Here is an 11,778-nt window from a genome sequence, read left to right as displayed (position 1 = left end):
ACCCGGTTGAGAACCTCTGGCTCTTCATGCGCGAGAACTGGCTGTCGAACCGTATCTTTAAATCATACGACGACATTGTCGCTCACTGCTGCGATGCTTGGCGAAAGCTCGAAAGCCAGCCGTGGCGCATAATGTCAATTGGGCGCAGAGAATGGGCAAATGGGTTCTAGTCAGTGAGGATGCGTATAAGATATCGGCCGATGCCGACGCGGGCCTCGGACACGGTGTTGTAGGCGTGCAGGTAGACTTCCTCGTATTTGATCGAACGCCAGAGCCGTTCGACGAACACGTTGTCCCGCCACGCACCCTTGCCGTCCATCGAGATGGCGATCTCCGCCTTCTTCAACACGGCGGTGAAGTCGACAGAGGTAAACTGCGATCCCTGGTCGGTGTTGAAGATGTCGGGTTTGCCATATCGGGCAAGCGCCTCCTCAACCGCTTCGATGCAGAAGGCCGCTTCCATCGTGATCGACAGCCGCCACGACAGAACCCTCCGGCTGAACCAGTCCACGACGGCGCAGAGATAGACAAAACCGCGAGCCATCGGAACCTAGGTTATGTCCATTGCCCAGACTTGGTTGGGCCGGGTGACCGCCAACTTGCGCAGAAGATAGGGATAGATTTTGTGCCCAGGCGCTGGTTTTGAGGTGTTTGGGCGGCGATAAATCGCCTCGATGCCCATCTTCTTCATCAGCGTGGCGATGTGCAGCCGCCCAGTTTCCAGCCCTTCTCCCCTCAAGAGCCCTTGCAACATTCGACTTCCGGCAAACGGGTAGTCGAGATGCAGTTCGTCGATCCGCCGCATCAGTGCAAGATCGCCGTCAGGCACCGCACGCGGCATGTAATAGACACTGCCACGGCTGAAGCCGAGAAGCTTCGCCTGGCGTGCGACCGACAGTTTGTGTGAGCGGTCGATCATTTCTTTCCGCCCAGCAATCCGCCTTGCCGAGCGCACCGGATAAAAAATCGTTCTCCAGTGTCAGCTCGCCGATCTCAGCGCAAACGCAGTTTGTCGCGGGGCGTGCAGTGTTTTGACATCGACGGTTGGACCCGCCGGTTCCGCCTTCGCTTCATCACCGAAAACGCCTGTCGCCCCCTCAAGGAGCTGGTCTTTCCACTGTTTGATCTGGTTGGCGTGCACATCGAACTGCTGGGACAACTCCACCAATGTTTGCTCACCTCGGATGGCGGCGAGCGCCACCTTTGCCTTGAAAGCCGGGCTGTGGTTCCGGCGCGGTCGTCTCGTCATGGTATCTCCTGTTCCCGGCATCTAAGCCGAAGTCAGGCAGAAATTCCACTTATCCTAGCTGTTCAGATTTCCCGAGCCAGCTCTCTAAGCAAAAGGAGCGATCACGCGTTTCTGGCTGCCACCAGGAAACAGATTGCCGCTGTGCCCACGCTGGCACACGAGCACCGGTCGTTCTCATCTAGTACAATCCGGGGGAATGCTCGAAGTGATCCGTTTAAGGGGGCACACTATCATGGAGGTGCTGTTGGCGGAGAGGGGCTTGGGCAACAATCTGCCCAACTTGCTCCGCCATACGCAAACCCCGCCCGTGACCGCCGAAAGCGGCACGAAAGGACTTCGACGTGTATACGCCACGTAACGCTGGCGCGATCTCGTCGAGAACGTTTTCAGCGATCTCAAACAGTTTGGAGGAGTTACTGTCGTAGGGCGGCAACTCGCAATCAAATGAATGTCAGCGGCCTTGGTCAGCGGAACGGTTTGGCGGAAATGAAAAATATTTTGGCCGTGTATCGACATGCGGGTGACCAAGAAGCCGATTACAAGACTGCTATTGTCAAGTTAATCGGGGCGACAGATTGTGTGCAGCAACCTAAATTATCAAGTCGGACAAAATAGACTTTATAGCTATAATGAGATTAAATACCTTGCTTGCGTGCCGTTGCTTGCGATTTTAGCCACGTGGGTCGTCCCTGCGAACGCTCAGGATGCGACGGTCCTTAAGCCGATAGTCGTAACGGGACGTAAAACGGAAGAGCAATTAAAGGACGTGCCGCAGAGCATAACCGTCGTACGGCCGCAAGATATTGAGAACAATGCACTTGATTCGAGCGGATCAATCGCAGCAGCTGCTCCAAACGTCGTGTGGCAAAATTCAACCGTAGGGCGACAGTTCTTTTCTATCCGCGGCATCAGTTCCCTTGGTGTGCCGAACAACTTTTCCGATGGCACAATCGGATTTGCGGTCGATGGCATACCCCAGAGCATGATGAGCTCTCAGAATATGCTCTTCGACATAGATCATGTCGAAGTTCTTCGCGGACCGCAGGGAACGCTTTGGGGCACGAATGCACTTGGCGGTGCAATCAACGTGACCACCAAACAGCCGGATGGAGAACACGAGGCCAAAATTACGACGGAATATGGCGAACATGGGTATGCCATGGGCGAAGCCACGCTCGGCGGCGTGGTTATTCCCGACGCTTTGAACGGCCGAATGGCAATTCGTTTCAATCATTATAATGGGGATATCGATAGCCTGTTCACCAACGATCTCGGAGCAAGAAAAGTCGGCGCCTTCCGCGGAGGCCTACAGTCCAGTGGCCTCGATGACACGACCGTGACGCTAACAGGAAACTATCTCCACGACAATTCAAATGCCCCATTCTCGCTCTTGCGCGAAGCGCCGGGGTTCCCGATCAGCGGTGTCGTGACAGAACCTGATTATGTTACCACCCATGCCGATGTCGGATTGAATATCAAACACGAGTTCGAGAACTTTTCCCTCACTTCCGTTACGGGCTTCCAGAATAACAAGATAAAGTCCCGGACTGAAGCAAACGATATCCTCATTCCGTCGTTTTTCCCGTTGGTGGGCAGCAATGTTTGGCACGGTGTTGATGAGGAAAAAGCCTTCAGTCAGGAAGTCCGACTGAACTCTCTTGAAGGGGATAATATTAGGTGGGTCGTGGGAGCGAGTGCCAACTACTCGGATCTCGACCATAGTTGCACGGCTCCGCAGTGCGCACCATTCCCATATTCCGGTCGCGTGACCATGAATACCAATCTTCGTACTTTGAATGTTGGCCTGTTCGGTGACGCCTCCGTACCGCTTGGCGAGAATTGGGAAGTGTCATTTGGCGGGCGTCTAAATCATGATGATAGCAAAGTGAAAAAGACCAATGATCTCCGAGTTCCAAGCCTCACGGGCAACAGCGATGCTGATGGAACCTATCTTACGGGACGCGCTGCGCTGGCTTACAAGTGGAGCGAGACCGCACAGAGCTATGTCTCCATCGCGCGTGGACATGGAACAAAAATATACCCGCTGTTTTCGTATCCTAATGACGGCATTGTGGCTGACGCTTACCCGGCCGCCGAAAACTGGACCTATGAACTTGGCACCAAGGTCGCACTCTTCGATGACCGTGTCGAATTGGACGGGAGTATCTTTTATAACGACGTGAAGAACGGAGTCCTGAGTTATTTCGATCCCGGGATTGGAGGATTCGCCACTACTTTCCAGGGTTATGAGACGTCGGGGTTCGAATTGCAGGCGCGCACTGCAATTACAGATGAATTAAGCTTTAACACAGGCCTGGGCTACACACACACTCGGCTAGGCTCGGACGGAGCAAGTTCGATGTTTGAAGGAAACCGGGTTCCCAATATTCCGGAATGGAGCGTTTCGGCAGGCTTAGCTTACGAAACGGATGCTGAGATGGTGGGCTTGCCGGGCTCCTTCAACGCCGCCATCGATTATCAGTACAAAAGCTCTCGCCCCGCTGACGTGCAGTCCACATTCGACCTTGACGCATATCACATCGTCAATACTCGGATTGGCTGGAAAAACGGTGGCGGAGATTTTGAAATTTACGGTTTCGGACGCAACCTATTTGACGAACGTTATGAAACGTTCGGCGCCGCCGGGTCCTTCGGAAGCCAACTTGTTTCCGTCAGCCAAGGTCGCGTCCTGGGGGTCGGGATTTCAAAGTCCTTCTAATACCGGCTACGCTTTGCAGCGCTTTGATGGCATGTGGGTTTACGCCAATACTGGTTGAGCATGATGGAGAGGTTTTTCAATGCCTATCTTGGAAGAATTCGAGACAGGATTTGATCCTGATATGGTAGAAAAACCTCTCATGGCCGTGGGTGCAAAGAAAGCCATTGCCTACTGGGAGAAAGGTCAACACGCCCATAGAAAGTCCTCGCTTTTGCTGAACCTTAGAGGAATGATGACCTGTGAAGCAGATGATGGTGTTTGGATCGTCCCTCCTCATTGTGCGCTATGGATGCCCGCAGGGAAAGCTCATTCAGGGCGCATGTCGGGTAATATCGAGTGTTACGCTGTCTTCATCGAACCAGAATTGATTAGCAAACAGCCAAAGTCATGTGCAACTCTTTCCGTCTCGCCCCTCTTTCGGGAACTGGTTCTTCGGTGCGCGCAATCGCCTGTCGATGCGCCATTTTTCGACGCGGATTTTCGCATCATGGCCGTCCTGTTGGATGAACTTGAAGCGGCGCAAGAAGTGAAGCTTTCGTTTCCCATGCCGAAATCGATTCCCCTTCGCCAACTTGCGGACTTGCTTCTCAAATATCCGAGAGACAAGGCGACTTTGGCCCAATGGGCGGCCAGGATCGGATTGAGTGAACGTACCTTGAGCCGATCGCTTCACGTTGAAACCGGGATGAGCTTTGGCCGCTGGCGACGTCAGATGCATGTCGTTCTAGCACTTCAACGACTTGGTGACCGTGAAACCGTTCAAAATGTCGCGTTAGATCTGGGATATGAGAGCGCAAGCAGTTTCGTGACAATGTTTCGAAAAACGTTAGGTAAGCCGCCAGCCCGATACCTGATGGATCAAACTTACAGTCTGGCCGAGGAACGCTCGTCTTGAGAGTGGCGCGACCACCAAATTGCCGGATCAGATCCCGTCGCAACCACGGCTTCGCAAGCCGGTTCAAAAAAGATTTATCTCGCTAGTCTCCGGGACCAAAATGCCTTGCGGATTTGGCACGGAAGTTCCGATCGCGACGCCGACGCGTCAACGTGGGATAGCCGATCGATACGGAGCAAGAAGGTACAGGTACATTGGAGGCTCGGCGTTCCTATTTTGGCCGGATCAGATAATATAAAGGCGTTATTGCGCAATGACGCCATTCGCTGATTGATTTAATGCTGCGGACGGGCGGTCTGCAGTGTCAACTGCTCCGATCGAGTGAATTTGGATGGGAGGACTTACGTGATCGAGAAAAAAGCAATTAGGCTCGCACTTGCGTGGCTTGTCCCCGCGATCGGCGCCGCGATCTTCGTCACGATCCAATGTTTCTCTTATCTGAACGACTACGTCAGAAGCGGGGGGACGATGCAGGTCATCACTTTCGGCCCCGCCGCCTTATGGAGTGTCTCAATTTTTTACGGCGCCTGGGTCGTCCCGCCTTTGCTGGCGCTTGCTGAAAGGCGCGCAACCGACTGGACGATGCTTGTTCTTGGTGGCCTCCTCTTCACCATGAGCACGCTCGGCGGCGTAACGGATGGCTTACGCGACGGCAGCCATCTCGTTGCTTTGGAGCTGCTCGCAGTCACGCTTCCCGGCGCGGTCGCGCTGGCCATGTCGTGGCGCCACATCCGTTCGAATTGAAGCATATATCCCGGCAAGGAGACAATACATGCCTTTGAACAGCGCGAACTTCCCGCTCGTCTGGATGAGTTATGACGAAGGTCCCGATCACAATCACGATAAGGATTTCGAAGCGTTCGAGGCCAACCTGAGCCGCGGCGCACCATTCGTGCTTTTGACCGATTCCGCTCCGACCGAAGGCCATGAGCACAGCCAGGAAGAAAAGAAACGCACCTCCCTTTGGATGAAAAAACACAAGGCCGAACTTCGGACGCTGGTGCTGGCGATGATTGTGATTGAGCCAAGCGCTATCAAGCGTTTGGCGTTCAAACCTTTCGGTGTGGCGTTTGCCAAATTCTGGGGCTATCCGCTGAGGATCGCCTCGTCTCGTGAGGAGGCCCTGGAGATCGCCGGAACACTGCTATCGGTGCCCGCCGGGTCTGCAAAAACATGACAGACTAGTGAGCGAACATTGCAAGGGCGATGTTCATCTCATAACCACCGAACGCCATCATTTGATGATCACTGCTCACCTCTCCGATCCGATCTGGTGTGGGGTCACCTTGGCCTATGGCGTTAGTCAAGTATCTTAAACCCCCACTGAACCAAGGCGCCAATTCATGAACAGCGTATTCAGCGTCGCACTGCTGGCTTCTGCTACCGTTGTGCTTTGCTCTTGTGAGAAACAACAGAGCAGCGCGGCAGCGCCAAGGGTTGTGGAGACGGTCGTCGCCGCAACCGCAGCCGTGGCCGAGAGCAATACAATTACCGGTGAGATCGCCGCTCGCGTCCAGAGTGACCTGTCGTTCAGGGTCAGCGGACAGATTATCGAGCGCCTTGTCGATGTCGGCACAGCCGTCAAGGCAGGGCAGGTGCTGGCGCGGATAGATCCCGCCGAGCAAAAGGCAGATCTCGCAGTCGCCAAGGCGACGCTGGAATCTGCGGAGGCCTCCGAGACACAGGCGCGGCTGGCATTCGAGCGCCAGCAAAGCCTGTTCAAGACGCAGGTGACGACCAAGGCTTCGCTCGACCAGGCGCAGGAAACGCTGCTGACGGCCCAGGGCACCACCAAATCGGCGGAAGCTTCGCTCGAAACGGCGCAGGACGCGCTCTCCTATACGGAGCTAAGGGCCGACGCCGATGGCGTGATCACCGCCCGCAACGCCGAGGTCGGCCAGGTCGCCCAAGCTGCGTCTACGATGTTTACGCTCGCCCATGACGGTGCCCGCGATGCRGTCTTCAACGTCTATGAATCGCTGTTCCTCAAGAACAAGCCGGTCGATGCAGTGACGATAACCTTGCTTTCCGACCCGAGYCGCCATGTCGAMGCGCCCGTGCGCGAGRTATCGCCAACGATCGATTCCGCGATGGGAACGATCAAGGTCAAGGTCGGACTCGGCGAGACCGTGAATATGCCGCTCGGTTCGGCGGTCAGCGGTACATTCCGGTCGCAGGCGCAGCARRCSATCGAACTKCCSTGGTCGGCCATGGCCTCRAAGGCKGGWCAYCCGGCKGTCTGGGTCGTCGATCCCGCWTCTKCRCAGGTGWMCATCCGYSCSATMGAYRTCGCRACCTAYGGYACCGGCAAATTYGCCGTCAGCAAAGGYGTCGCCGYCGGCGAYATCATCGTYGCSGATGGCRSGAAGTTCCTGCGTCCGGGTCAAGTTGTTTCCTATGGAAAGGGTGCCGCCGAATGACCGTTCGCCATMKTGTTCTCGCGGCYMTCGSSCTTGYCCTGCTMRCCTCYTGTCAGAARGAGGARGCSCRTCCSGAACCYATYCGYCCGGTGCTSTCGAYCATYGCCAARMYGTCYGAAACATCGACGCTKTCGCTGCCMGGRACCGTCGAGGCAAAGATCCAGACGCAGCTGGCCTTTCGGGTGCTCGGCCGGATCGTCGCCCGCAACGTCAGTGTCGGCGATACCGTCAAGAAGGGCGACGTSGTTGCAGCCATCGATCCCCTGTCGCTCGAACTSGCKGTSAGAAGCGCCCAGTCCGATCTTGCCAACAGCCAGGCCGAGCTCGTCAATGCGGCSTCSAGCGAAGCRCGKCARCAGTCGCTCGCRGCSACSAAGTCGGGAAGYGAAGCRTCRCTSGAGCAAGCGGTACAGGCGCATAAGAGCGCTATTGCCGACGTAGGCAAGGCGCAGGCCAATCTCGACAAGRCGCAGGAGCAGCTGGGTTACGCCAAGCTGCTCGCCGAATTCGATGGGGTCGTAACCGCCACCTCGGCGGAGGTCGGCCAGGTCGTATCCGCCGGATCGAGCGTYGCCACCATCGCGCGTCCGGACCAGCGCGATGCGGTCATCGACGTTCCAGAAGCCGGGTTCGGCAAATTGAGCATCGGAGCGCCGTTCCAGGTTGCCCTCCAGCTCGACCCGACGGTGACGAGCAAGGGTGTCGTGCGCGAAATCGCTCCCGAGGCAGAATCGCTGACCCGGACCAGCCGCACCAAGATCACCCTGATCGACCCGCCGGAGGCCTTCCGCATCGGTTCGGTGATCACCGCTTCGGCCAGCGCGGCGTCAAAGCCGATGATCGTGCTGCCGTCCTCCGCAATCCTCCTGAAAGACGGCAAGGCGAACGTCTGGCTGGTCGACACCGCGGCAGCRAAGGTSTCSCTGCACCCGGTCACAATCGACGGGCCTGTGGTGGACGGAGGCATCGTCAACGTGACAGGCGGCATCAATCCCGGCGAGCGCGTGGTCGTCGCCGGAGTTCATAAATTGAGCGACGGCCAGGCTGTCCGTATCGACCAAGGTGAAMACCCGTGAAAAAATTCAACCTTTCAGACTGGGCGCTCGAGCACCGTTCGCTCGTCTGGTATTTCATGATCGTCTTCATCCTTGCCGGCGCCTTCTCCTATATCGGCCTCGGCCGCGAGGAGGATCCGAATTTCACGATCAAGACGATGATCATCCAGGCGCAGTGGCCCGGCGCGTCTGCCGACGAGATGAGCCGCCAGGTCACCGATCGGATCGAGAAAAAGCTCGAGGAACTGGGCGCGCTCGATTTCACCCGCAGCGAGACCACGGCTGGAAAGAGCACCGTCTTCATCGATCTTCTTGCGACCACCAAGGCCAAGGATGTCGAAGCGACCTGGGTGCGGGTKCGCAATATGATCGGCGACATCAAGGGRGACTTCCCCTCGGGCGTCAACGGGCCGTTCTTCAATGACACATTCGGCGACGTCTATGGCAATATCTATGCCTTCATGGGCGATGGACTGACCCAACGGCAGCTCCGCGACCTCGTTGAAAACGCCAGGTCGAAGATTCTGACGGTTCCCAATGTCGGCAAGGTCGATCTGGTCGGAGCCCAGGAYGAGGCTGTCTATCTCGAATTCTCGACCCGSAAGATCGCGGCGCTCGGCATCGATCGCCAGTCCGTGATCGATACGCTGACCGCCCAGAAYGCGGTCACGCAATCGGGCTTCGTCGATGCCGGTCCGGAGCGGATCGCGTTGCGCGTCGGTGGGCAGTTCAGCTCCGAAGAGAGCCTCAAGGCGATYAATCTGCGCGTCAACAACCGCTTTTTCCCACTTTCGGACGTCGCCACGATCCGGCGCGGCTATGTCGACCCACCGTCAAGCCTGTTCCGTTACAATGGCAAGCCGGCGATCGGACTTTCGATCGGAATGCGCAGYGGCGCCAACCTGCTGGAGTTCGGCAAGGGCCTCGATCAGAAGATGGAAGCCATCACCGCCGATCTGCCGATCGGCGTGGACATCGCCCGTGTCTCGGATCAGCCCGCCGTCGTCGACGAAGCCGTATCAGGCTTCACGCGGGCGCTGTTCGAAGCCATTCTGATCGTCCTTGCCATCAGCTTCATCAGCCTTGGGGCGCGTGCGGGACTGGTCGTGGCCATCTCGATACCGCTGGTTCTGGCAATCACCTTCCTGGTGATGTCCTATAGCGGCATCTCGCTGCAGCGCATTTCGCTCGGCGCCCTGATCATCGCTCTCGGCCTGCTGGTCGACGACGCCATGATTGCCGTCGAAATGATGGTCGCGCGCCTCGAGGCGGGTGACGATCTCAAGAAGGCCGCCACCTACGTCTACACGTCAACGGCTTTCCCGATGCTGACAGGGACGCTGGTCACGGTTTCGGGCTTCATTCCGATTGGTCTCAACAACAGCGCGGCCGGCGAATTCACCTTCACCCTGTTCGTGGTCATCGCGGTTTCGCTGCTTGTCTCCTGGGTTGTCGCCGTCGTCTTCACGCCGCTGCTTGGCGTGACTTTGCTGCCGAAGACCTTGAAATCCCACCACGAGCGCAAGGGCCGCGTTGCGCGGAGCTTTTCCTGGATGCTGCGCGGTGCCATGCGGTTCCGCTGGATCACCATCGGCGTGACTATTATCGCCTTCGGGCTTTCAGTGGTCGGCATGGGCCTTGTCCAGCAGCAGTTCTTCCCATCATCGGACCGTCCTGAACTGATCGTCGATTGGAATTTGCCCCAGAACAGCTCGATCGCCGAGACAAACAGGCAGATGGCGAAATTTGAACAGGAGAAGCTCGCCAACAACGACGACATCACCCATTGGACCAGCTACGTCGGCGAAGGCGCGCCCCGCTTCATCCTGTCCTTCGATGTCCAGACGCCCGATGTCTCCTTCGGTCAAATGGTCATCGTCACCAAAAGCGTCGACGTGCGCGACAAGGTYCGGGCWGACCTGCAGGCCTATCTKAGCAAGACCTTTCCCGGCACCGATGCGTTCGTGAAGCTTCTCGACATCGGCCCTCCCGTCGGCAAGCCTGTACAATATCGCATCAGCGGTCCGAACATCCAGAAGCTGCGGGACCTCTCCCAGCAGTTGGCGGGCATCGTCGGTCAGCATCCGCTTCTGACGAACATGACCTTCGACTGGAACGAGCCGTCGCGGGTGGTCAAGGTCGACGTCCTCCAGGACAAGGCCCGCCAGCTGGGCGTGACGTCCTCCGACATTGCCACGGCACTCAACAGCATCGTCGAGGGATCGAGCGYGACGCAGATCCGGGACGAYATCTACCTGATCRACGTCRTCGGRCGGGCCCAGGATWCGGACCGYGGCTCGATCGAGACGCTGAARAACCTGCARYTGCCYGGRACGAGCGGRAAYTCSGTGCCGCTYTCRGCYGTWGCCAAYTTCCACTACGAGCTGGAACAGCCGGAGATCTGGCGCCGCAACCGSATACCGACGATCATCATCAAGGCCGCCGTGTCAGGWCCGACRCAGCCGGCRACGATCGTTAGCGAACTGCAGGGCAAGGTCGAYGAATTCCGCAAGACCCTGCCGCCGGGCTACASCATCGTCAATGGYGGTGCTGTCGAGGAAAGCGGCAAGGCACAGGGACCCATCGCGGCTGTCGCACCGCTCATGCTGTTTGCCATGGCAACGATCCTGATGATCCAGYTGCAGAGYTTCAGCCGGTTGTTCCTTGTGTTTGCCGTCGCGCCGACAGCCCTCATCGGCGTGGCGTCGGCGCTGCTGCTCAGCAACGCACCCATGGGGTTCGTGGCGATCCTCGGCATATTGGCGCTGATCGGCATCCTGATCCGCAACTCGGTCATCCTTGTCGTGCAAATCGAACAACTTCGAAGTGAGGGTAGGCCGCCCTGGATGGCGGTCATCGAAGCGACCGAGCATCGCATGCGGCCCATCCTGCTCACTGCCGCCGCGGCCACGCTTGCCCTCATTCCCATTTCCCGCGAGATATTCTGGGGACCGATGGCCTACGCCATGATGGGCGGCATTGTCGTCGGAACGGTTTTGACACTACTGTTTCTACCGGCCCTCTACGTCGCCTGGTTCCGCATTCGGCGTGAAGAAGAACCTGTTGAGCACGAGACGGCCGCCGTTTGATTTGGTGGTCATGCAGTCATGCGGGTAGCCAACTGATGTGAGGTTCGACCTCCCTTACTTGTAGGAAAGGGGCATGGTCATCAAATAGCAATGTGGCGATGCTGTGCCCAGTCAACAGAGCAAAATGAGACATCGAGCGCGAGGAAAAGTTCCATAAATCGCATTACGCATTTTCGTAACCCACTGATGGTGGGTTCAAGGATGAAGTGCGACTTGCAATAGATAACAATGGTTTATCGCTTGCAAGGAATGAGACATGGAACGCACCTACTCGCAGATTGACATGGATGAGCGGCGCAAGATCGCGCGCTGGAAGACTGCTGGCATCAGCGCCACAGTGATCGCCGAGAA

General features: G+C 57.3%; 7 protein-coding genes and 2 pseudogenes. 8 read left to right on the top strand and 1 reads right to left on the bottom strand.

What is annotated here, in order from left to right; all coding sequences use genetic code 11:
• Positions 1 to 170: pseudogene (locus VH564_RS25395) on the top strand (IS630 family transposase); the annotation flags it as partial.
• 17 nt (positions 171 to 187) lie between these two features.
• On the opposite strand, the pseudogene VH564_RS25390 reads toward VH564_RS25395, so the two are convergent.
• Positions 188 to 1,270: pseudogene (locus VH564_RS25390) on the bottom strand (IS3 family transposase); the annotation flags it as partial.
• Between the two features lie 556 nt (positions 1,271 to 1,826).
• On the opposite strand from VH564_RS25390, the gene VH564_RS25385 reads away from it, so the two are divergent.
• The 7 genes from VH564_RS25385 to VH564_RS25355 all read left to right on the top strand — a co-directional run bounded on the left by VH564_RS25385 (position 1,827) and on the right by VH564_RS25355 (position 11,427).
• A complete protein-coding gene (locus VH564_RS25385; protein WP_423342620.1) occupies positions 1,827 to 3,968 on the top strand; it encodes a TonB-dependent receptor in 2,142 nt (713 codons plus the stop codon).
• Positions 3,969 to 4,047: 79 nt separating this feature from the next.
• Complete coding sequence (locus VH564_RS25380) at positions 4,048 to 4,863, top strand: AraC family transcriptional regulator (RefSeq protein WP_423342619.1); 816 nt, start codon at positions 4,048 to 4,050, stop codon at positions 4,861 to 4,863.
• A gap of 345 nt (positions 4,864 to 5,208) precedes the next feature.
• Positions 5,209 to 5,607 (top strand): hypothetical protein, encoded by a 399-nt coding sequence (locus VH564_RS25375; RefSeq protein ID WP_423342618.1) that lies wholly within the window; start codon positions 5,209 to 5,211, stop codon positions 5,605 to 5,607.
• 28 nt (positions 5,608 to 5,635) lie between these two features.
• Positions 5,636 to 6,040, top strand: coding sequence for a hypothetical protein (locus tag VH564_RS25370; protein ID WP_423342617.1), 405 nt, complete (start codon positions 5,636 to 5,638; stop codon positions 6,038 to 6,040).
• Between the two features lie 166 nt (positions 6,041 to 6,206).
• The gene (locus VH564_RS25365; RefSeq protein ID WP_423342616.1) at positions 6,207 to 7,283 is read left to right on the top strand and encodes an efflux RND transporter periplasmic adaptor subunit; all 1,077 of its coding nucleotides are present in this window, start codon (positions 6,207 to 6,209) and stop codon (positions 7,281 to 7,283) included.
• Positions 7,280 to 8,359 carry an efflux RND transporter periplasmic adaptor subunit gene (locus VH564_RS25360; protein ID WP_423342615.1) on the top strand — a complete coding sequence of 360 codons (1,080 nt, stop codon included), beginning with the start codon at positions 7,280 to 7,282 and terminating at the stop codon, positions 8,357 to 8,359. The genes VH564_RS25365 and VH564_RS25360 overlap by 4 nt, the downstream gene beginning before the upstream one ends.
• Positions 8,356 to 11,427 (top strand): efflux RND transporter permease subunit, encoded by a 3,072-nt coding sequence (locus VH564_RS25355; protein WP_423342614.1) that lies wholly within the window; start codon positions 8,356 to 8,358, stop codon positions 11,425 to 11,427. Before VH564_RS25360 ends, VH564_RS25355 begins: the two co-directional genes overlap by 4 nt.
• The last annotated feature ends 351 nt before the right edge of the window (positions 11,428 to 11,778 follow it).

Origin of the sequence: Rhizobium sp. HT1-10, from assembly GCF_049472505.1 — a bacterium.
Taxonomy (GTDB): domain Bacteria; phylum Pseudomonadota; class Alphaproteobacteria; order Rhizobiales; family Rhizobiaceae; genus Rhizobium.
Note: the sequence above shows the minus strand (reverse complement) of the source record. Positions and strands in the feature narration are given on the sequence as shown.

Coding starts and splice junctions, on each gene's coding strand:
- VH564_RS25380 (WP_423342619.1), top strand. CDS start 4,048: ATGCCTATCTTGGAAGAATTCGAGACAGGATTTGATCCTGATATGGTA.
- VH564_RS25370 (WP_423342617.1), top strand. CDS start 5,636: ATGCCTTTGAACAGCGCGAACTTCCCGCTCGTCTGGATGAGTTATGAC.